This window comes from Streptococcus acidominimus (genome assembly GCF_001921825.1).
Lineage (GTDB): Bacteria > Bacillota > Bacilli > Lactobacillales > Streptococcaceae > Streptococcus > Streptococcus acidominimus.
The window spans coordinates 1-21,837 of the sequence record NZ_MSJL01000007.1; the positions used below are offsets into that span (position 1 = coordinate 1).

The window sequence follows — 21,837 nt, forward strand, 5'->3', positions numbered from 1 at the left end:
AAGTCAATGGTAAGTTTGTAGCGCCCATGATTTACAAACAAAGCATGACCAGTCACTTCTTTGTCAAATGGTTTGAAAGTCAGTTATTGCCGGCTTTAGATAGCCCTCACATAGTGATTATGGACAACGCTACCTTTCATCCAAAAGCACAATTAGATGAGCTTTGTATCGCAAATCACCATTTCTTCCTACCTTTGCCACCCTATTCTCCTGAACTGAATCCGATTGAAAAAGCATGGGCTAACCTTAAGAAGAAAGTCATGGAGTTACTACCCAAATATAACTCGGTGATAGAATGTCTGAACAATGTTTTTTAAAGTGAAACAACTATAGTATAGCAAGACGAGTTAACGAAGTAATAAAAATATAAACTAAATGACTATAAAACGCAAAAGAACTTGTTATTTTCATGATTTTAGCGCATAATATATTTATAAGAATTAAAAACCTTATTCATTCTTACACAAAGGGGGGACTCTCTATGGTAACCATTGTTCCGCTGCGGACAAATCAGGAAAAAGAAGGCAAAGCCTATGTCCATTGGAAGGCATGGCAGGAAGCCTATGTCAATCTGTTGCCGGCAACATTTTTAGAAGCACATTCGCTCGACCAATGTCGTAAATTGGCTGTCGAGTTTCCACAGAATACCTTTGTGGCGAAGATGGGTGATACAGTAGTGGGCTTTGTTTGTTGTGCAGCTTCTCAGCAGGAAGATTTGGAAAATGCTGGGGAAATTTATGCTATCTATGTCTTAGAAGAATACTATGGCCAGCAGATTGGTTACCGCATGATGCAGTTCGCCTTAAAAGCCCTACAAGATTTTTCGCAAGTCGCCCTATGGGTTGTTGAAGGCAATGAACGAGCAATTCGCTTCTACGAACGTATCGGTTTTCGCTTTGATGGAGCAAGCAAGAGGGTTTGTCCCGATCAGGAGATACTGGAAAAGAGAATGATTTATGGACAGTAAGGAGGACGCATGTCACGTAAAGAAATGGTCACCTTGACCAATATGTGCTTAATCGAAGACAGTGAGGGGCGCGTGGTTGTTCAGCGTAGGGATCCCAGCCTGTATCGTTGGTCTGGTCTTGCATTTCCTGGGGGCCACGTTGAATCTGGGGAGAACTTTCACGATGCAGTGGTTCGAGAGGTTCAGGAAGAGACGGGCTTGACCATTGAGGCACCCAGCTTAGTTGGGATCAAGCATTGGCCCGATAAGGACGGACACCGCTATATGGTCTTTCTCTACAAGGCTATCCACTTTTCAGGTCAGCTTCAATCAAGCGCAGAGGGTGAGGTCTTTTGGTTACCAAAGGCAGACCTAGCTCACAAGGAACTGGCCTACGATCTTCTTGAGGTCTTAAAGGTTATGGCTGACCCTGTCTTGTCTGAATTCTTTTATACCCACAAAGGAACAGATGGAAAATGGGATAAGCATTTTCGATAATAGAGAAAAGGCTTGGCAAGATACCAAGTCTTTTTGAAATGTGGAGGAAGGGTGACATCAGCTACCTATTCTATTTCCCACTCAATCTTTGCCAAATGTTGTCAGAGACTTGTAGCCTGTGTACTATTGGGCAAGAAGTTTTTTGAAGAGTAGGAGGCGAGAAGCCTCTTTAGTCTAGGGGGTGTTGGGATTTGCAAGAAAGTTTTACTGATGTCTCCCATCAAGAAATGCTTCAAAAGGAAACTGTCAATGGAGACTAAGTATTAAACATTTTGTATTTTTTCGCAGAAATAATGAATAAAAATACACAAAATGATTGACAAGTGAATAAAAATACCGTAAAATGGAATTAGTTTTGAAAAGAGGAGTAATCAGATGAAAATGATAGCTAAAGTCCGATGATGTTCTTGGAATGAAGAGGTATCATAAAGACGATATATTTAAAGAACTTGAAAATAGAAAAAGGAGAGATCAGATGAAATTGAAAAAAATGATGACAGCGCTAGTAGCACTTACAGCAGGATTGAGCTTGGCAGCTTGTGGTTCAGGCAGCAAGGATGCAGGAAAAGCACCCTTGGATAAGATTAAGGAAAAAGGAACCTTGGTGGTTGCGACCAGTCCAGATTATGCCCCGTTTGAATTTCAGACCTTGGTAGATGGAAAAAATAAGGTCGTTGGTGCAGATATATTGATGGCAGAGAAGATTGCTGAAAAACTAGGTGTTAAATTGGAAGTATCTTCAATGAGTTTTGACAATGTTTTAAATAGTGTCCAAAATGGTAAGGCTGATATTGCGATTGCAGGGCTTTCTGTATCTGAAGACAGGATGAAAGTGTTTGACTTTTCAGAAGCCTACTACCATGTCCAAGATGTCTTACTGGTCAAAAAAGATGTAGCGAACACTTATACTTCAATTGATAGTCTAGCTGGTAAAAAATTAGCTGTTCAAAAAGGTACGACTCAGGAAGTTTATGCCAAAGAGAACTTGAAAGATGCTAGTGTCGTTTCTCTTACTCAAATGGGCGAGGCAATTAACGAGTTGAAGTCTGGTCAAGTTGATGCTGTCCTATTAGATTCTCCAGTAGCCTTGGGGTACACCACCCAGAACAAGGATCTTGCTATGGCGGAAGTGAGCTTCCCGGAGACAGATGCCAATACCAAGGCCATCGTTATGCCTAAGGATAGCGGTAGCCTAAAAGAAGAAATTGATAAGATCATCAAAGAACTAACGGAAACAGGCGAATATGAAACCTATCTGAAAGAGGTAGCGAAGTATACAGCTGTTGAATAGCTTGAAACCCCCAATCCAGTTTAAGGATTGGGGGTTCTTATGTCTTAGCCCGAGTTCAATTAAACAAGATATAAGGGCGTATAAAAAGCGACTGAAAATTTATCCGACTTCAATTTGCTTTTCGTGTAGGAGCTTCAAATGACAGCTTATTCCTAGCTCCACCGTCCGGCTGGTAGAGAGATTCACAGGGGCTTATGTCTTCTTTGTCGTGCCTTTATCAATCCGCTTGAGATAGTAGGTAGTCAGGCGTGGAATGGTGATATGGGCTCCATTTTCATCTGCTGTTAGGGTGAAATCTGCTGTCGGGATACTATTGGAAGAAAAGACAAGCTGGTAGGTAGCACCTTCCGGCAAATCGAGCGATAAATCGTAAACCTCTTGATCGTTGAAGTTGTTGACGACGAGAATTTTTTCCGTATCGCTATAACGACAGAAAGCGTAGCAATTGGCTTCTGCAAATATATTTATCCACTTAAATCCTTTTTCATGAGCCTGATAGTCATATTTCCAGAAAGCCTCGTGTTCTCGGTAGAATGTCGAGAGGGATTTCATCATCTGGGCAAAGGATTGGTGGATTGGAAAATCAAGTAAATTCCAGTCCATTTGCGTGTACTCATGCCATTCGCGGATATGTCCCCATTCATTGCCCATAAAGAGGAGTTTTTTACCGGGATGTGCAAAGAAGAAGCTATAATAGGCACGCGCCAAGTGGAACTGATCTTCATAGTCACCACTCATTTTGTTGACAATGGAGAGTTTACCATGAACGACCTCGTCATGTGATAGGGGTAGAATAAAGTGTTCACTCGGATTATAGTACATGCCAAAGGTTATTTCGTTAGCATGATACTTACGGTAAATGGATGGTCGTTCCATGTGTGTAAGGGTATCGTTCATCCAGCCTAAGTCCCACTTCATATCAAAGCCAAGCCCACTGTCTTCGAGTGCATGAGTGACCTTTGGATAGCTGGAGGAATCTTCGGCAATCATGACTACCCCTTTAAATTCAGCATGAACCAAGGCATTGACCCGCTTTATAAAGTCGATTGCCGTGTGATTGAGTTTGTCCTCTTCTGTCTCCCCTCGCCAATAGAGGAGATAGGAAAGAGCGTCGACACGAATGCCGTCAAAATGAAATTCTTGAAGCCAGTATTTGATATTGGAGAGCAGGAAAGAGCGTGTCACTCCTTTTCCAAGATCGAAATTAGCAGTTCCCCACTGTTGATTTTCCCGGTCACCCTCAATCTCATACTCGTAGAGCCAGCTACCGTCAAATTGATAGAGTCCGTGGGCATCTTTGCAGAAATGGAGTGGTACCCAGTCGAGGATAACACCGATTCCTGCCTGATGGCATTGGTCGATGAGGTATTTCAATTCATCCGGCTTACCGTAGCGACTGGTCGGGCTGTAATAGCCGGTTACTTGGTAACCCCATGAGGCGTCTAGAGGGTGTTCTGTAATCGGCAATAGCTCGATATGGGTAAACTGGTGTTCCTTGACATAGTTGATGAGAAGCGGCACAATTTCCTTATAGGAATAAAAACGGTCTGTTTCCTCGTTTTCACCTGCTTGTTTTTGCTTCCAAGAGCCTAAGTGGACTTCGTAGACGGAAAAAGGTTTTTCCTTGAAATCATAGTTGACCCGGTGATACATCCAAGTGTCATCCTTGAATTTGTAGCGGGAATTGTAGGTGGTCGAAGCGGTATTGGGACGAAGTTGGCTAAAGAAAGCATAAGGGTCTGCCTTGTAGAGTTCCCTGCCGTCGTGAGTAATGATGAGGTACTTGTAGTTCTCAAGCGATTTTAGTCCGTCAATATAGAGTTGAAAGACGCCGGTATGTTCCTGTTGCAGGGGATGGGTCTTTTGCCAGTGGTTAAAGTCCCCTACTAGGAAAACAGCTTGTGCATTGGGTGCCAAAACCCGAAACTGGGTACCAAGAATTTTGTTGCCTTTCTTGATGATATGGGCACCGAATTTTTCATAGAGACTGGTATGTTCACCAGTATGCAAATAATATAAATCAAGATCTGTGAAGGTCATAGATTCTCCTTTCACATAAGATACAAAGGGCGTAAAAAGCGAATGAAAAATAGGAAATACGACGAAGAAGTCTCTGCTTCTAGGAGTATTTATCTTTTTTCCGAGCTTTTAGCCCGTGTTCAATTCCAAAATACAAAGCCCGTTAAAAACTCAAAGCGCACTCCTTTATGTATTAACAGTCACCTCCCTGACTGTTAATACCATATCTGTAAAACAGGCATAGCCTGCAACAGCTACGGCAAACTAGAAAATTCGACGCAGAAACGAGGGAGAGTTAGCTTCGCAAACTTCTATTTCCCACCTCCTAAGGTATCCCATACCTTTAGAGCTAGAAAGAATTTGTACCTAAAGATAGCCATACTTGACACGAGTTTCACTCGTTTTATCTCCCACCTTCCCCAGCCTATTCCTAGACTGGGGAAGCAACTAAAGCTGAAACAGTTATGGCTCTTTTTCGGACAGCTTGTATCCCAGTTCAATTATAAAACATATAAAAACTATTATACCAAAGGAGAAGGACTCTCCCCATGGGATTAGTCAGTGATTTGGTTGTAGAGGTCAATGTAGCGTTTGGCAGAAGCGGTCCAACTGACCTCTGCTGTCATGGCTTGACGGATTAACTGTTGCCAATCATCTGGACGATTATAGTAGGTATCAAGAGCCAAATCGTAGACTTGTTTCATATTGTAGGCATCCTTGCCCCAGAAGCTAAAGCCAGTTCCCTCCTTAGTCACCCAATTGTAGGGACGCACGGTGTCACGGAGTCCGCCTGTTTCACGAACGAGTGGCAGGCTACCGTAGTGCATGGAAATCAGCTGACTGATGCCACACGGTTCAAACATAGATGGCATGAGGAAGAGGTCGCTAGCGGCATAAATCTGATGAGCCAAGGGTTCATTGTAGCCTTGATAGAAAGCGAATTTATCTGGGTGAGCCTCCTTGAAGTAATGAAAGGCATTTTCAATATCTGCCTCCCCATTTCCAAGGATGACAAACTGGACATGGGCCTGCAAGAGCTGGTTGAGCACTTCAGTCAAGAGATAGAAGCCTTTTTGCCAAGTCAAGCGGGACACGATTCCAATGAGCATCACATGTTCGTCTTGAGGTAGACCGAACTGGGCTTGGAGGGCGAGCTTATTGGCTTTCTTGTCGTGAATGCTTTCAAGAGAGTAGTTGTGGGCGAGGTAGCTGTCTGTCTGGCTATTCCAAGTATCATAGTCGATTCCGTTGACAATACCGAATAAATCGTGACGGCGCAACTCCAAGACATGCTCCATCTGTTCACCAAATTCTTCTGTCAGAATTTCTTGGGCGTAGGTCTCAGATACAGTTGTCACCTTATCTGCATAGAGGATACCTAGCTTCATAAAGCTGATGCAGTCCTCATGGAAGCGGGCAATCCCATCAACATAGTAGCTATAATCCATACCCAAAGCAGACCAGAGAGCCTGCTTGTTGAAAATCCCTTGGAAAGCAAGGTTGTGAATGGTAAAGACATGCTTCATTGCCCGAAACTCTTCGCGATAGCTATAAAAGGTTCGGCATAAGAAAGGAATTGCAGCCGTATGCCAGTCATGGCTATGAATGACATCTGGGAAGTAGTGGAGAGCTTCTAATAAGCGACAAGTAGCATGCTGGAAGAAGCCAAAGCGCATGGCATCATCATCGTAGCCGTACAAGTCCTTGCGCTCGAAGTAGTCACGATGTTCAATGAAGTAGAAGGTAACGCCGTCTACAACCTGTTGATAGACATTAGCCATAGACTGAATATCGCCTGCTCGGACATCAAAGCTAGAAACATAGTCAAAATCCGCATGATTGGTGACAGCGATTTTTAGATAGAGTGGAAGAACCACTCGCACGTCCATTCCTTGTTTGACCAGTTCTTTGGGGAGGGAGCCGATAACATCTGCCAAGCCCCCTGTTTTAATAAAGGGAAGACCTTCTGAAGCGACAAAGAGAACAGATTTTTTAGACATAGTTCCTCCTAAATAACTTGATAGGCTTTCAAATAGGCAGGTGCGGATGCACTTCCTTTAATATCGACCGGGTGTGCGATCACGGTTGCTTTATCGATAATGGCATTTTCGATGTTAGCCCCGCTCTTAATGCTGACACCATTTAAGATGATAGAGTTTTTAATCACAACGCCCTCTTCAATGACGACATCACGGTCAATCACTGAATTTTCCACCTGACCATTGATGGTACCACCATTTGAAATGAGGCTGCGTTTGACTTCAGCAAGCGGTCCGTAGAGACAGGGCGAGCTGTCACTGGTTTGCGTATGGATGGGCCAGTTATTCTTGAAGAGAAGTTTACGGGTATCTGGATCAATCAGGTCAAGCTGGGTTTGGAAATAGGCTCCCACTGTATTGATACAGGCAACAAAGTCACGGTGGGCATAGCCGACAATCCGGTATTGGTCTACAACATCATGCAGAATATCCTTGAGCCAGTAGAGAGCAGATACCTTGTTGGCGCGTTTAATCAATTCAAGGAAGAGGGTGCGTTTCATAAAGTAGGCTTCAAGAGAAACAGGACGATTCTTGTATTTCCCATGATTTTCTTCAAATTCAACAATCTGCTTGTCTTCACCAAATTTAAGGGTTTGGCAGCCGATAAAGTTTTCTTTAGCATTGGTGACATTTTTGTACAAGACAGTAATGTCAGCCTTTGTCTCCAAATGTTGGTCTAGTAATTTGGAATAATCTTGGCTGTAAATGAAGTAGGATGGGGCAATCAGGACATATTCCTTATGGGAATTTTCGATATAGTGAATATTGTCTGAAAAGGCCTTGATGTCGTGCTGGTAGATTGAATTTGGGTCTGTCACGCTGTTTAAGAGGCGTAATTTCCCGCGCTTACTATTGATATTATAGTGTTTTCCTGTTCCGACGTGCTGGATGGTTGAGCGCATTTTAGCAGGCATGTAGACTTGGAAATCATTGATACCAGAATTGGACATGTTGGAAAGGACAAAGTCAATCAAGCGGTAGCGTCCTAAAAATCCAAAGGCTTGAATCCCGCGGTGATCCATGACATCTCCAAAATGAACATTGTTTCCTTCAATATTTACAATTCCTAATGTATTTCTTAGCATGGCAATCCTTTCTTACTTGCTTACGTTTTTATCGATCAAGAGAATAGAGTCAGCAGTACCGGAGAGTTTTGTTCCTTCTGCTATCTTCACGTTTTCGGCAACGATAACATAGTTTAGCTGAACATTTTCTCCGATAATAGCTCCCGGCAGGAGGACAGAATTTTTTACAGAGGCATTCTGGTTGACCACTACATCAGTGGAGATGACAGAGTGTTCGACCCTGCCTTCAATGATCGCTCCCTTATCAATATAGGCGCTGCGGACAGTCGCCTGACTGCCGATTACTTGGGCTGGCGAGCCAGAATCTTCTGAATAGATTCTCCAAGAGGAATCGGAGAGATCCAAATCATCCGCATGGTCGATCAAGTCCATGTTGGACTCCCAGAGGCTGTTGACCGTCCCCACATCTTTCCAGTAGCCACGGAATGGATGAGCATAGAGGCGTTTGCCGTCTGCTAGGTATTTTGGAATAATATCATGCCCGAAGTCATGGGATGATCCATCGAGCTTGTCATCTTCGAGGAGGTATTTCCGTAGGGTTTTCCAAGTGAAGATGTAGATTCCCATTGAAGCCAGATTGCTCTTTGGTTTGGCTGGCTTTTCTTCAAATTCTTCGATACGGTATTCACTATTTGTATTCATGATACCAAAGCGGGATGCTTCTTTCATCGGTACTTCGATTACGGCAATGGTTGCATCTGCTTCATTTTGAATATGAGTGTCAAGCAACTTATCATAGTTCATCTTATAGATGTGGTCACCCGATAAGATGAGAACATATTCTGGGTCGTGAAGATCAACGAAGTCAATATTTTGGGTAATGGCATCAGCCGTTCCTTTATAAAGACCGAATCCCTCAATTTTCTCACTTGGAGGAAGCACAAAGACACCTGAACCTTGCACATCCAAGCCCCAACGCTGTGATTGGGCAACATAAGAATTGAGGAGGACAGGCTCGTACTGGGTTAAGACACCAACAATGTCAATCCCTGAGTTTGCACAGTTACTAAGTGGAAAGTCGATAATACGGTATTTTCCACCAAATGCAACAGCAGGTTTTGCCACTTTTTTGGTTAACCCTTCCAAGCGTGTTCCACGTCCGCCAGCAAGAATCATTGCTAATAATTTATTTTGTGCCAAAATAGATCACTCCTTATATATATGATAGAATTATTATAGCATAAACAAAAGCATTATGGAAGCGTTTTCCGAAAAAATAATTCAAATATTTTCATTTTTTCTTGCGATACGCTTTCATAATGCTCGGTATTTGTAGGAAAGAGGGGCTTAGTCGGAGGAATGACCGTCAAATTTTACTTCTTCAAGCAGGTAATGGATAAATTTTTCACCCATTTTAGAGAGTGTGGTCTTTTCGTGTTGAATATAGACCAACTCGATCTCATCCTCGTAATCAAGAGGGATGGAGATAATATTGTCGCCATTGAGGTTGGCGTTCAAAATCCCTGTGGCAATGGTGTAGCCATCCAGTCCGATCAGGAGGTTGAAGAGGGTGGCGCGGTCGGATACGACAATGGACTTTTTGTGGTGTTCTTGTGAGAGAATCTCTTCGGAGAAGTAGAAAGAGTTGTGGATCCCTTGTTCGTAGCTTAGGTAGGGAAAATCAGCCAAGTCCTGTAAGGTAATGAGTGATTTTTGAGCCAGTGGATTGGTTTTGCTGATAAAAACATGGGGTCTAGCTGTAAAGAGGTGGGTGTGGCTCAAACGATGGTCGTCCAGCATTTTGAGTAGGACATCTCGGTTAAAACTGTTGAGAAAGAGAACACCGATTTCAGAGCGAAAATTCTTGACGTCGTCAATAATCTCCCAGGTTCGTGTTTCCCGTAGGAAGAGCTCATAATCTTCCATATCGGTTTCTTTCAGGAGGGAGACAAAGGCATTGACCACAAAGGCGTAGTGTTGGGAAGACACGCTAAAGAGCTGGCGTTTGGCACCCGGATTTTTATAGCGTTCTTCTAAGAGTTCGGTTTGCTCGACCACTTGGCGGGCATAAGAGAGAAATTCCATACCATCTCTTGTGAGGGTAATCCCCTTGGGGTTACGGTAGAAAATCTCAATGCCCATTTCTTTTTCTAGATCACGGACAGCGTTTGATAGGCTAGGCTGGGTGATGAATAATTGTTTGGCAGCTTCGTTCATGCTACCCGTTTCAGCAATTTTAATGATGTAGTGTAATTGTTGGATTCTCATGCTCTTATTGTATCATGATTTGACAAAAAAAGATGAAAAATGTATAATGCAGAATAATAAAACCTTTAATTGAGTCCAGAGAGGCAAAAAAGGCGAATACAGATACAAAGTGACTGGCAATTTCAGACGATATGGCGTGCATGATTCACAGGCATGATCGGTCTTTCATTTGCTTTTAGTAGGGAAACTAACCGCAGCGATCACTAAATGATAGCAGAAAGCAGGGGAGTTGACGTGCGAACAAAAGGCAAGGGAAAGGACTGTGGAATATACGCTACTAGATTGGAGTTGTGAAGGACTAGTTCTTTTCGTGTAACCTTGCCTATGGCAAGGTTTTTTTGTAGGAGGAAACATGATTTTAAAAGAAATGATGACCATTGTCCGTCAAGACTGCTTGGCTCCCAATATTTTCTCCTTGTACCTAAGAGGGGAGATGGTGAGCGAGATGAAGCCGGGGCAATTCCTGCATTTGAAAGTGCCGGACAAGTCCATGCTCTTGCGCAGACCGATTTCTATCTCGGAGATTGATCTTGAACAGCGTGAAGCCCGCCTGATTTACCGAGTAGAAGGTCAGGGAACAGCTCTTTTCTCCCAGATGCAGGAGGGAGAAAAAATTGATGTTATGGGTCCGCTCGGTAATGGTTTTCCACTCGATCATTTAGAAGCAGGTCAGACCATTCTGATTATCGGTGGCGGTATCGGTGTTCCTCCCTTGCTGGAGCTAGCAAAACAGGCCTATCACAGAGGGGTCAAGGTGGTTTCGGTGATTGGTTTTGCAGATCGACAGGCAGTCATTTTAGAAGAGGAATTGCGACGCTACGGTGAGGTTTTTGTGACAACTGATAACGGTAGCTACGGTCAGCAGGGCTATGTCACGACGGTGGTCGACAGGCTATCTGATTCCTTTGCTGCTGTCTATGCTTGTGGTGCACCTGCTATGATGGCCTATGTGGACAAGCGATTTCAAGATCACCCACATGCCTACCTGTCTCTTGAGGCTCGTATGGCCTGTGGAATGGGAGCCTGTTATGCCTGTGTCGTTCGTCCGAAAGGAGGTCAAGAACATGAAAATCAACGTGTCTGCAAGGAGGGTCCCGTCTTTGCGACAGGTAGTCTTGTCTTATGAGAAAGGAGTAGGAGATGACAGAGAATCGTTTACGGATTTCCTTACCGGGGCTTGAGCTGAAAAATCCCATCATCCCAGCCTCAGGTTGCTTTGGCTTTGGTCAGGAATACGCAGAGTATTTTGATTTGAATCGTTTGGGGTCCATTATGATCAAGGCGACGACCCAGCACCCACGCTTTGGCAATCCAACTCCTCGGGTCGCTGAAACACCGTCGGGCATGCTCAATGCCATTGGTCTCCAAAACCCGGGTGTAGAGGCGGTGTTGGCAGAAAAGTTACCTTGGCTAGAGCAGCATTTTCCCGACCTCCCCATCATTGCCAATGTTGCCGGTTTTTCCAATGAAGAGTATGCCTATGTGGCAGGAAAGATTTCCCAAGCGAAAAATGTCAAGGCAATTGAACTGAATATTTCCTGTCCCAATGTAGATCACGGCAATCATGGTCTTCTGATTGGTCAGGTACCAGACTTGGCATATGAAGCGGTGAGAGCAGCCGTTAAGACTTCGAGTGTGCCCGTCTATGTCAAGTTGACGCCAAGCGTGGCGGATATTACCTTGCTAGCTAAGGCGGCAGAAGATGCGGGAGCAAGTGGCTTGACCATGATCAATACCTTGGTAGGGATGCGCTTCAATCTGAAAAGTCGCCAACCGATTATTGCAAATGGCACAGGCGGGATGTCAGGACCCGCAGTCTTTCCAGTTGCGCTAAAATTGATTCGACAGGTAGCGCAGGTAACGAATCTACCGATCATTGGGATGGGCGGGATTGATTCAGCAGAAAAGGCGCTAGAGATGATGATTGCAGGAGCTTCGGCTATCGGTGTCGGCACTGCCAATTTTACAGATCCCTTTGCCTGTCCAACGATTATTGAGGACTTACCAAGGAAAATGGATCAATATGGCATCGCAACCTTGGAAAGATTAGGGCAAGAAATTCGCCAAGAATTACATTCCTAGCAGGTAGTGGTTGACAATCGTCAGATAAATTACTAGAATAAGAGTAGGAAAATAGGAATAACAGTTTACCCCTTTAACTCAGTCCAGAGAGGCTAGAAAGGTGTTCATGGTAAAAGTAGGGTTCTACCCTTCTTTTCGTGCAACCTTGTCTAGTTAGGCAAGGTTCTTTTTGTGGAAAGGAAGAATAAATGAGAGAAAAGCGTCCAGTCATTGCCCTTGATTTTCCAAGTTTTGAGCAGGTGAAAGCCTTTTTAGGTCTTTTTCCTAGCGATGAAAACTTGTATGTCAAAGTAGGTATGGAGTTGTACTACGCAGCAGGTTCGGAGATCCTAACCTACATCAAGGATTTAGGGCATAGTATCTTTTTAGATTTGAAACTGCACGATATTCCCAATACAGTGGAGTCAGCTATGCGGGTCTTGGCAGATATTGGAGTGGATATGACAAACGTCCATGCTGCAGGCGGTGTTGAGATGATGAAAGCTGCCAAACGAGGTCTGGGGAACGCAGCCAAGCTCATTGCTGTGACACAGTTAACTTCAACATCAGAAGAGCAGATGAGGGAAGATCAAAACATTCAAAGCAGTTTAAAAGAGTCTGTACTACACTATGCCCAAAAGACCTATGAGGCTGGTTTGGATGGTGTAGTTTGCTCGGCTCAAGAAGCGTCAGCTATTAAACAGGAGACTGCTGATGACTTTATCTGCTTAACCCCGGGCATTCGTCCACAAGGTGCGGCAGTCGGTGATCAAAAGCGGGTGGTCAGCCCAGCTGATGCTTACAGCATAGGGAGCGACTACATTGTTGTGGGACGTCCCATCACGCAGGCAGAAGATCCTGTAAAAGCCTATCAAGCTGTTTACAAAGAGTGGAACCAATTATAGTCGTTTCGTTTATCTTTTAATATAATCTTCAATAGCGGTTGAAGATTGTCAACTATTTATCAAAATCAACAGAGTAGAAAAGGAGTAACCCATGACATTATCCAAAGAAATTGCAGCACACTTACTTGATATTAAGGCGGTGTATTTACAGCCAGACGCGCCATTTACATGGGCATCAGGGATACAATCCCCCATTTATACAGATAACCGTATTACCCTATCTTATCCAGATACCAGAACCTTGATTGAAGATGGGTTTGTCGAGAAAATCAAGGAATCATTCCCAGAAGTGGAAGTGATTGCGGGGACAGCAACAGCGGGTATTCCTCATGGAGCCATTATTGCTGACCGTATGAATCTACCGTTTGCTTATATCCGTAGTAAACCAAAAGACCATGGGGCGGGTAATCAGGTTGAAGGTCGCATTGTTAAGGGGCAGAAGATGGTCGTGATTGAAGACCTGATTTCAACAGGAGGATCAGTCCTTGATGCTGTAAGAGCTGCAGAACGTGAGGGGGCAGATGTCCTCGGTGTAGTAGCCATTTTCACCTATGAATTACCAAAGGCAACTGCTAATTTTGAGCAGGCAGGAGTTAAATTGGTGACCCTATCCAATTATAGTGATCTCATAAAGGTTGCCAAGGTTCAAGGCTATATCAATGCAGACGGTTTGACCTTGTTGAAGAAATTTAAAGAAAACCAAGAAACCTGGCAGGATTAAGCAGTCTGAAAGCAAAGAGTGGGAATGGCGGATGATTCAGCCTTCCCTCTTTTTTTGCAAGATAGACACTTGGTTATTATAGTTGTAGTCCAACCAGTCTGGGGGACTGATTGAGGTGGGAGATGAAGAAGAGGAAGTTTTCGTTAAAGGTTGCAGGTAATTGGGCTCTTTAAAAGTCAAAAAGAGATTTTGTCAAGATTGAGTTCGTAGCCCGAGTTCCGAGTTCAATGATATGAAGATAAACGAAATGACTACAATAGAAATCGGCTGTCTAAAGTGGTATAATAAGTAGCATGTATCATCTATTTTTTAATTGTCTTCAGAAATTGATGTGGTTGATGACACTCTTTTGGCTAGTCGTGGTGGTTCGGGAATTGTGGAGTTTTCCAAGACTGTTTCTCTATCTGGCGATAATCTTCTTGCTCTTGCTCGTGTGGAAGAAGAAGGCAGTCCTTAGAGCCTATACCTATGCGATGGCTCATAAGAGGCTTCTAATTGGTTTAGCGATTCTCTTTCAGTTACTGGTCATTGGATCGGCTAATTTGTTGGTCAGACGGGACGCGGCGGTCGTTATTACAGGCGCCTTGGAGATGATAGAAGATCAGTCTATTTCCAACTATCTGACGCGCAACCCCAATAATCTTCCCATGTTCTTGTATGCTAGAGCGCTCTATCGTCTCTTCGGGACTGCCTCTCTTTGGGTTCTGCAAGCCTTGGGAATGCTGTATATAAATGGAACAGCCTATATTCTCTATCGAACTGGTCGTGACTTTTTTAGCCAGCAGGTGGCAGATATTCTTTTTATCCTCTATCTATTGCTGCTTGGCTTCTCGCCTTATGTTATTCAAACTTACACAGATATTACCTCGCTTCCCTTTCTGGCGGGTCAACTCTATTTGATGGTTGCTCTCTTAAAAGAAGAGCGCAAGGTCACACAAGGTTTGTGTCTGCTCGGGATACTGACTGCGATTGCGAGCATTTTCCGCCCCACAGCGCTGGTTATTGTGATTGCCTTTGTCCTGCTCCTCTTTTTGAGAGGAAAGTGGCGACGATTTATTCGCTATATGGCGGTATTTGTCTCTAGTTTTTCTGTGATGTTTGCAGGGCTGACCTATGGTATCCATCATCAGCAGGAAGTCAAGATTGTTCATGACGAGACCTTGGCCAAGGGGCTGACAACCTTTATCAATCTAGGTTTGACCTATTCAGGAACGAATCAGGAAGACATGAAAGAGGGGCTCCTCGTCTATATAGACCCTGAAAAGCATGGCGATTATAACAACGGTATGTTTGCGAAAGAAAATGAGATCAAAGAGATTAAACGCAGACTGAGGAATTACACGCCCGTGACATTTGCCCAACACCTCCAATACAAACTTGCCATGACCCTGTATGACGGTTCTCTGAATTGGCTCTATCGAAAGCCAGAAGATGAGAAGACACCCCTCGTATCACCCCTATACAAGTATACGAAAGAAAATAGGTTTGCAGAAGTGATCCGGCAGTCGGTGATTCAGTATGATGGGGACTATTATCACTACTATCGAGGGATAAAACAGCTTGTCTGGCTTGTGGTAGCGCTCGGTTTGTTTGCCGCTGTATGGCGCTATCGTTCAGACGAGACCATCAACTTTTTAAGTCTAGCGATCTTTGGAGGTCTCTTGTTTCTCATGATCTTTGAGGGCGGAAAGACCCGCTATCTACTACAATTCTTCCCGCAGATTTTGCTCCTATCGAGCCTTGGGTTAAACAAGATACGAGAGCGTTAAGCGAGCAAAGCAAAAATAGGAGTTTTGACGAAGAACTTTAGGCTCTAGGAAAAACTATCTTTTTTGCACAGCTCGTAGCTCGAGTTCAGTTACACAAGATACGAGGACGTAAAAAAAGCGACTGAAAATTAGGAGTCTTGACGAGTGAAAAGCTCCTGTGGAGGTTTTCAGCATGTAGTCCAGTAATTGTGTCTCTTTTTCATACAGTGCTTAGCTCGAGTTCAATTCCCAAAGCTACGAGAGCGTTAAAAGCACACAGTGAAATAGGAAATCTGACGCAGAGACTAGAGAGAGTTTGCTTTGCAAACTTCTATTTCCCGTCTCAAAAGGTATCCACACTTGACACGAGCTTCACTCGTTCTATCTCCCACCTTCCCCAATCTATTCCTAGATTGGGGAAGCAACTAAAGTTGTAGCAATTGCGTCTCTTTTTCACATAGTGTTTAACTCAAGTTCAATTAACAAGATAAACGAATGCCTATATCAATCGAAATGGAATGACCAGAACAAGGAAAGGAAACTATGATTTCAGTCATTATCCCCTGCTTCAATGAAGAAGAAGCAATCCCCCTCTTTTATCAGGAAATGGAGAAGATTCGTGCGCAGATGGAGGAAAGTTTTGAATACCTCTTTATCAATGACGGATCGCAGGATCAAACCCTAGAGGTGTTACGAGGTTTAGCCAGCCAAGATGAGGCGGTACATTACCTCTCTTTCTCCAGAAATTTCGGTAAGGAAGCAGCGCTTTATGCAGGCCTCAAGGAAGCCAAAGGTGACTTGGTGACCGTTATGGATGTGGACTTGCAAGATCCACCCGAGATGTTAATCGAGATGAAAGCCATGTTGGATGTGAATCCGGACTTGGACTGTGTCGGTACTCGGCGTGTGACCCGTGCTGGTGAGCCACCGATTCGGAGTTTTTTTGCAAGCCTCTTTTATAAGATTATGAATAGGATTAGTCAGGTTGAAGTAGTGGATGGAGCACGTGATTTTCGCTTGATGCGCCGTCACATGGTTGACGGGATCCTAGAAGTATCAGAATACAATCGTTTTTCAAAGGGAATTTTTGCCTGGGTTGGTTTTGAGACGGAGTATCTTCCCTATGAGAATGTCGAGCGTGTGGCTGGCGAGACCAGCTGGTCTTTCTGGAAATTGCTCTCCTATTCCATTGAAGGGATGATCAATTTTTCTGAAGTGCCCTTAAATATCGCCTCCTATCTAGGGCTCTTAACCTTTCTCTTTTCCCTCTTGCTGATGGGAGTGATTGTCTTTAAAACTCTCGTATTTGGAGATCCGACAATCGGGTGGCCCTCAACCATTTGTATTATCTTGTTTCTAGGAGGCTTGCAGCTAATGACCATAGGAATTTTAGGTAAGTATATCTCAAAAGTATTCTTAGAAACCAAGAAACGCCCGATTTACTTAGTGAAAGAAAGAAGTAACTAGCAGGGGCTAGGACTATGAAAAGGAGGAAGGAATGGCTAATGTAAACTGGAACTGGGCAACCCTAGGAACCGGTGTGATTGCACATGAGCTTGCTCAGGCCTTGCAAGGATTGGGAGGAAATCTCTACTCGGTAGCGAATCGGACCTATGAAAAAGGAGTAGCCTTTGCAGAGCAGTATGGGATTGAAAAAGTGTACTCTGAAGTGGACGAGGTCTTTGCAGATGAAGAAGTCGATATTATCTATATATCAACACCCCATAATACCCATATTGATTTTCTACGCAAGGCTTTAGCAGCCGGAAAGCATGTCCTATGCGAAAAGTCCATCACCCTAAATAGTGCGGAATTAGAAGAAGCAATGCAGCTTGCCGAGGAAAATGGTGTCGTACTGGCAGAAGCCATGACGATCTATCATATGCCGCTCTACCGCAAGTTGAGCGCAATTCTTGCATCAGGCAGTCTTGGTCCACTTAAAATGATTCAGATGAATTTTGGGAGCTATAAAGATTATGACATGACCAACCGATTTTTTAATCGTCACCTAGCAGGCGGAGCACTTTTAGACATTGGGGTCTATGCCTTGTCCTTTGTGAGATGGTTCATGTCTTCTTGTCCACGTCAGATTGTCTCACAGGTCAGTTTGGCTCCGACAGGTGTAGATGAACAAGTCGGTATCTTGTTGACCAATGAAGAGGGGGAGATGGCAACGGTCAGTCTTAGCCTCCATGCTAAGCAGCCCAAGCGGGGGCTCTTGGTCTATGAGCAGGGCTATATTGAAATAAGGGATTACCCGCGCGGACAGCGAGCGGTGATCACCTATACCGAAGATGGGCATCAAGAAGTAGTGGAAAGTGGCGATACAAATCAAGCCCTCCGCTATGAGGTACTTGATATGGAACGGGCGGTCTCAGGCATTGATCAACAGATGTATCTAGCTTATAGTTATGATGTGATGCAGATGATGACGGACTTACGTCAAGAATGGGGCCTGACCTATCCTGAAGAAGAGTGAGAAAGGGGACGCAGATGGAACATTCAGCTTGGCATAATTTAATAAAAGAGCAGCTCCCACAGGGGTATTTCGGAAAAATCAATCAATTCTTGGATTACGTGTATGGGCATGGGGTCGTTTATCCTCCAAGGGAAAAGGTCTTTCATGCCATCCAGACAACAGCCCTAGAAGACGTAAAGGTGGTGATCTTGGGACAGGATCCCTATCATGGTCCCAAGCAAGCGCAAGGCTTGAGTTTTTCTGTTCCCAACGACTTACCAGCACCCCCTTCCCTGCAAAATATCTTGAAAGAATTGGCAGATGATGTGGGGGAAAAACCTCACCATGATTTGACCCCGTGGGCGGAGCAAGGGGTCTTGCTGCTCAATGCTGGTTTGACAGTTCCTGCTGGACAGGCCAACGGTCATGCAGGACAAATCTGGGAACCCTTTACGGACGCCATTATCAAGGTGGTCAATGCCAAAGAAAGTCCCGTTGTCTTTATTCTTTGGGGTTCCTATGCTCGCAAGAAAAAAGCTTTGGTGACCAATTCCCAGCATCTGGTGGTAGAATCAGCTCACCCAAGTCCCTTGTCAGCCTATCGGGGATTTTTCGGGAGCAGACCCTTCTCACGAACCAATCAATTTTTAGAAAGCAAGGGCTTGGCGCCGATTAACTGGCTTTTGTAGGAGGAGAAATGGTAAAATTAGCAACGATTTGTTATCTTGATAACGGAAAAGAATTGCTCCTGTTGCACCGCAATAAAAAGAAGCAGGATGTTCATGCGGGAAAATGGATTGGCGTGGGAGGTAAGCTGGAGGCAGGAGAAACACCGCAGGAATGTGCCGTTCGGGAAATCTTTGAGGAGACAGGCTTACGAGCAAATCCAATTTTAAAGGGGATTATCACCTTTCCAGAGTTTACACCTGACCATGATTGGTATACCTACGTCTTTACAGCGACAGAGTTTGAAGGTGAGCTAAGCGAATGTGATGAGGGAACGCTTGAATGGGTGCCTTATGAGGATGTTCTTTCAAAGCCAACCTGGGAGGGAGATCGTACCTTTCTTTCGTGGTTATTGGAAAACAAGCCCTTCTTTTCAGCTAAGTTTAGCTACGAGGGCGATCGACTGGTAGACAGTCATGTGGATTTTTACGGGTAAGATAAAGGAGTAGAGATGTTACTGATTAAAAATGGACGGATCATGGATCCTAAGACAGGCTTTGATCAAGTCTGCGATGTCTTAGTTGAAGGCAAGAAAATCGTGCAGATTGCAGAAACAATTGAGGTAGAAGCTGACCGAGTGATTGATGCGACAGGCTTGGTTGTTGCTCCTGGTTTGATTGATATTCATGTGCATTTTAGAGAACCGGGTCAGACCCATAAGGAGGACATTCATACAGGTGCCCTAGCAGCAGCTGCTGGTGGTTTTACCCGAGTGGTCATGATGGCGAATACGAATCCAACGATTTCAAGGGTTGAAACCCTACAAGAAGTCTTGGCGTCAGCGGAGCGTGAAGCGATTCACATCCATTCTGTCGCAACCATTACGGAGAATTTTGACGGCCAGCATCTGACAGACTTCAAGAATTTATTGGCAGCTGGAGCAGTTGGTTTTTCAGATGATGGGATTCCTTTGACCAGTTCCCGTGTTGTACGAACAGCCATGGAAGAGGCTAAAAAAGTAGGCAGTTTCATCAGCCTACATGAAGAAGATCCAGAATTAAATGGTGTATTAGGCCTTAATGAAGAGATTGCACGCACGCATTTCCATGTCTGTGGAGCGACAGGGGTGGCGGAATACAGCATGGTAGCGCGTGATGTTATGATTGCCTATGCGACCAAGGCACAGGTTCATATTCAGCACCTGTCTAAGGAAGAGAGCGTAAAAGTCGTTGAATTTGCCCAGCAATTGGGTGCCCGGGTCACAGCAGAAGTAGCCCCGCAGCATTTTTCTAAGACGGAAAATCTGCTCCTAACTAAAGGTAGTAACGCCAAGATGAACCCGCCCTTACGCTTAGAGTCAGACCGCTTGGCTGTCATTGAGGGCTTGAAATCAGGGGTTATTTCTATTATTGCTACGGATCACGCCCCGCATCATCAAAAAGAGAAAGAGGTAGACGATATTACCCAGGCACCATCTGGCATGACAGGTCTTGAAACCTCGCTGTCGCTTGGGCTGACCTATCTGGTAGCAGCAGGACACTTGACCCTGATGCAGCTCTTGGAGAAAATGACCCTGAATCCAGCTCAGCTCTATCAGTTTGATGCAGGCTATTTAGCAGAAGACGGTCCAGCAGACATCACTATTTTTGCTCCGGATGAGGAGCGGACGGTCACCCCTGACTTCCAATCCAAGGCTGGCAATTCACCCTTTGTCGGTGAGGAACTAAAAGGGCAGGTTCACTATACCATTTGTGATGGTGAGATTGTCTACGGCTCTATTTAGAAAAGTAATTCTCAATAAAAATTAAATTTATACTCTAGATAAAAATCAAAATCTGGAACTGGCTAAAGCTGAAACAGTTATGTTCCAAAGGGGATCACACTGTGACACGAGTTTCACTCGTTCTATTTCCTACCTCCAACAATCTCTCCCCAGACTGGGTTGACGAAAACTTCGTTTTCTTTATTTCCAACCTTCACCAGTCTATTCCTAGACTGGTGAAGCAAATAGAACTCTGTTCTTTCTTGTTTTTAGGGAATAGGCTAAAAACTTCCACTGGGCTTTTTACTCAGCAAGGTGAATCAACGACGTCAGAATTTGATTTTTGACGAGTATTACTACGTCAGCCTTGCCTGTCCTAGGTCAGTAGTGTGGCATCTTTATTTGGGTGTAAATCGAGAATTTTTACCATAAAAAATGCCTCAAACACTGCTGTTTCAGGCATTCATGAGAGAGTGGGACGATAAATCGAACTCTTAGAGTTACCGGTTTTTGTCCTATTCTCTTTTTTGATGTTGTTTTGTTAGGTTTAAGCCCCAAGGCACCAAGTTTTCCTCTTTTTTTAGAATCCGCTCAATGTTGTCCTTGTGTCGGACAATGACAAAGGAGCCTAAAAAGAGGATGACGAGGGTAAAGACAGGATCGTAGCCCTGAATGAGAAATCCGATACTTGGAAAAAGCAGAGCGCCGATCATGCCTAGTATTGCTCCCATGACACTCGAGAGCGATACCATAGAAGTTATATATAGGGTAAGTGCAAAGACGAGGACTAAATAGAGACAAAAGAGCGGTGCAAATCCCATCAACATACCTGCGGACGTTGCAACAGCCTTGCCTCCTTTGAATTGGGCAAAGACAGGAAAGGTGTGTCCCAATACAGCGATCAAGCCAAAGATGACAGGAGAGACCCCTTCAGCATGTAGCCAGATAGGTAGGAGAACTGCCAAGGTTCCCTTTAAAAAGTCTAGGATAAAGACCGCTATACCAGCCTGTTTTCCCAGAACTCGAAAGGTGTTGGTCGTCCCGATATTTCCTGAACCATAGTCACGGATATTCTTATGGAAAAAGACCTGACCGATCCATAAGCCAGACGGGATAGATCCCAGTAAATAAGCAATCAATAAAAGTATCATCGTTTTCATCATAGTCCCATTATACCACGAAATCGCTCAAGAACCTATTTGATAGAAGAAAATAGGATGATGGAAATGTGACAGCGGAAATCAAGATACGAGAGCGTAAAGCAACTCCTAGACAAAATAGGCAATCGAAGCAGGTTGCTTTGCAACCAATGAGATTGTTCTTTTTGTCAGAGAGTTGTAGCTCGAGTTCAGTTACATCAAGATACAAAGCCCGTTAAAAACTCAAAGCGAAAATAGGAAATTTGACGAGTGAAAAGCTCCTGTGGAGTT

General features: G+C 44.2%; 21 protein-coding genes. 15 read left to right on the forward strand and 6 right to left on the reverse strand.

Annotated elements, in window-relative coordinates:
* From BU200_RS02280 to BU200_RS02295, 4 genes are all read left to right on the forward strand, one after another.
* Positions 1 to 317 (forward strand): transposase (locus tag BU200_RS02280; RefSeq protein WP_211268954.1); only part of this gene is annotated, 317 nt, incomplete at its 5' end.
* 164 nt (positions 318 to 481) lie between these two features.
* Positions 482 to 967 carry a GNAT family N-acetyltransferase gene (locus tag BU200_RS02285; protein ID WP_075098626.1) on the forward strand — a complete coding sequence of 162 codons (486 nt, stop codon included), beginning with the start codon at positions 482 to 484 and terminating at the stop codon, positions 965 to 967.
* A gap of 9 nt (positions 968 to 976) precedes the next feature.
* The gene (locus tag BU200_RS02290; RefSeq protein WP_075098627.1) at positions 977 to 1,444 is read left to right on the forward strand and encodes an 8-oxo-dGTP diphosphatase; all 468 of its coding nucleotides are present in this window, start codon (positions 977 to 979) and stop codon (positions 1,442 to 1,444) included.
* A gap of 475 nt (positions 1,445 to 1,919) precedes the next feature.
* The gene (locus tag BU200_RS02295; protein ID WP_167740062.1) at positions 1,920 to 2,735 is read left to right on the forward strand and encodes a transporter substrate-binding domain-containing protein; all 816 of its coding nucleotides are present in this window, start codon (positions 1,920 to 1,922) and stop codon (positions 2,733 to 2,735) included.
* A 192-nt stretch (positions 2,736 to 2,927) separates the two neighbouring features.
* On the opposite strand, the gene glgB is transcribed toward BU200_RS02295, so the two are convergent.
* The 5 genes from glgB to BU200_RS02320 form a co-directional block, all read right to left on the reverse strand.
* Positions 2,928 to 4,775 (reverse strand): 1,4-alpha-glucan branching protein GlgB, encoded by a 1,848-nt coding sequence (glgB, locus tag BU200_RS02300; protein WP_075098628.1) that lies wholly within the window; start codon positions 4,773 to 4,775, stop codon positions 2,928 to 2,930.
* Between the two features lie 533 nt (positions 4,776 to 5,308).
* Entirely contained in the window at positions 5,309 to 6,754 is a 1,446-nt protein-coding gene (gene glgA, locus BU200_RS02305; RefSeq protein WP_075098629.1) for a glycogen synthase GlgA, read from the reverse strand.
* 8 nt (positions 6,755 to 6,762) lie between these two features.
* Positions 6,763 to 7,878: a glucose-1-phosphate adenylyltransferase subunit GlgD gene (glgD, locus tag BU200_RS02310; protein WP_075098630.1), complete on the reverse strand. Its 1,116-nt coding sequence runs from the start codon at positions 7,876 to 7,878 to the stop codon at positions 6,763 to 6,765.
* 12 nt (positions 7,879 to 7,890) lie between these two features.
* Positions 7,891 to 9,018 (reverse strand): glucose-1-phosphate adenylyltransferase, encoded by a 1,128-nt coding sequence (locus tag BU200_RS02315; RefSeq protein WP_075098631.1) that lies wholly within the window; start codon positions 9,016 to 9,018, stop codon positions 7,891 to 7,893.
* A gap of 147 nt (positions 9,019 to 9,165) precedes the next feature.
* Positions 9,166 to 10,086 carry a LysR family transcriptional regulator gene (locus tag BU200_RS02320; protein WP_075098632.1) on the reverse strand — a complete coding sequence of 307 codons (921 nt, stop codon included), beginning with the start codon at positions 10,084 to 10,086 and terminating at the stop codon, positions 9,166 to 9,168.
* Between the two features lie 352 nt (positions 10,087 to 10,438).
* On the opposite strand from BU200_RS02320, the gene BU200_RS02325 reads away from it, so the two are divergent.
* From BU200_RS02325 to BU200_RS02370, 11 genes are all read left to right on the forward strand, one after another.
* Positions 10,439 to 11,212, forward strand: coding sequence for a dihydroorotate dehydrogenase electron transfer subunit (locus BU200_RS02325; RefSeq protein ID WP_075098633.1), 774 nt, complete (start codon positions 10,439 to 10,441; stop codon positions 11,210 to 11,212).
* A gap of 14 nt (positions 11,213 to 11,226) precedes the next feature.
* A complete protein-coding gene (locus BU200_RS02330; protein WP_075098634.1) occupies positions 11,227 to 12,168 on the forward strand; it encodes a dihydroorotate dehydrogenase in 942 nt (313 codons plus the stop codon).
* Between the two features lie 188 nt (positions 12,169 to 12,356).
* Entirely contained in the window at positions 12,357 to 13,052 is a 696-nt protein-coding gene (gene pyrF / locus BU200_RS02335) for an orotidine-5'-phosphate decarboxylase (RefSeq protein WP_075098635.1), read from the forward strand.
* Between the two features lie 91 nt (positions 13,053 to 13,143).
* Positions 13,144 to 13,773 carry an orotate phosphoribosyltransferase gene (pyrE, locus tag BU200_RS02340; RefSeq protein WP_075098636.1) on the forward strand — a complete coding sequence of 210 codons (630 nt, stop codon included), beginning with the start codon at positions 13,144 to 13,146 and terminating at the stop codon, positions 13,771 to 13,773.
* A gap of 313 nt (positions 13,774 to 14,086) precedes the next feature.
* Positions 14,087 to 14,230: a hypothetical protein gene (locus BU200_RS11720; protein ID WP_346243042.1), complete on the forward strand. Its 144-nt coding sequence runs from the start codon at positions 14,087 to 14,089 to the stop codon at positions 14,228 to 14,230.
* The gene (locus tag BU200_RS02345; protein ID WP_346243043.1) at positions 14,205 to 15,542 is read left to right on the forward strand and encodes a glycosyltransferase family 39 protein; all 1,338 of its coding nucleotides are present in this window, start codon (positions 14,205 to 14,207) and stop codon (positions 15,540 to 15,542) included. The genes BU200_RS11720 and BU200_RS02345 overlap by 26 nt, the downstream gene beginning before the upstream one ends.
* 522 nt (positions 15,543 to 16,064) lie before the next feature.
* The gene (locus BU200_RS02350) at positions 16,065 to 16,988 is read left to right on the forward strand and encodes a glycosyltransferase family 2 protein (protein WP_075098638.1); all 924 of its coding nucleotides are present in this window, start codon (positions 16,065 to 16,067) and stop codon (positions 16,986 to 16,988) included.
* Between the two features lie 31 nt (positions 16,989 to 17,019).
* Positions 17,020 to 18,000 (forward strand): Gfo/Idh/MocA family protein, encoded by a 981-nt coding sequence (locus BU200_RS02355; protein ID WP_075098639.1) that lies wholly within the window; start codon positions 17,020 to 17,022, stop codon positions 17,998 to 18,000.
* A gap of 14 nt (positions 18,001 to 18,014) precedes the next feature.
* Complete coding sequence (locus BU200_RS02360; RefSeq protein WP_075098640.1) at positions 18,015 to 18,668, forward strand: uracil-DNA glycosylase; 654 nt, start codon at positions 18,015 to 18,017, stop codon at positions 18,666 to 18,668.
* Between the two features lie 8 nt (positions 18,669 to 18,676).
* Positions 18,677 to 19,141, forward strand: coding sequence for an NUDIX hydrolase (locus BU200_RS02365; protein ID WP_075098641.1), 465 nt, complete (start codon positions 18,677 to 18,679; stop codon positions 19,139 to 19,141).
* Between the two features lie 15 nt (positions 19,142 to 19,156).
* A complete protein-coding gene (locus tag BU200_RS02370; RefSeq protein ID WP_075098642.1) occupies positions 19,157 to 20,428 on the forward strand; it encodes a dihydroorotase in 1,272 nt (423 codons plus the stop codon).
* Positions 20,429 to 20,922: 494 nt separating this feature from the next.
* Here the strand turns inward: BU200_RS02370 and plsY are convergent, their stop codons facing one another.
* Positions 20,923 to 21,567, reverse strand: a complete 645-nt coding sequence (gene plsY, locus BU200_RS02375) for a glycerol-3-phosphate 1-O-acyltransferase PlsY (RefSeq protein WP_172459322.1) — start codon at positions 21,565 to 21,567, stop codon at positions 20,923 to 20,925.
* Positions 21,568 to 21,837 lie beyond the last annotated feature (270 nt).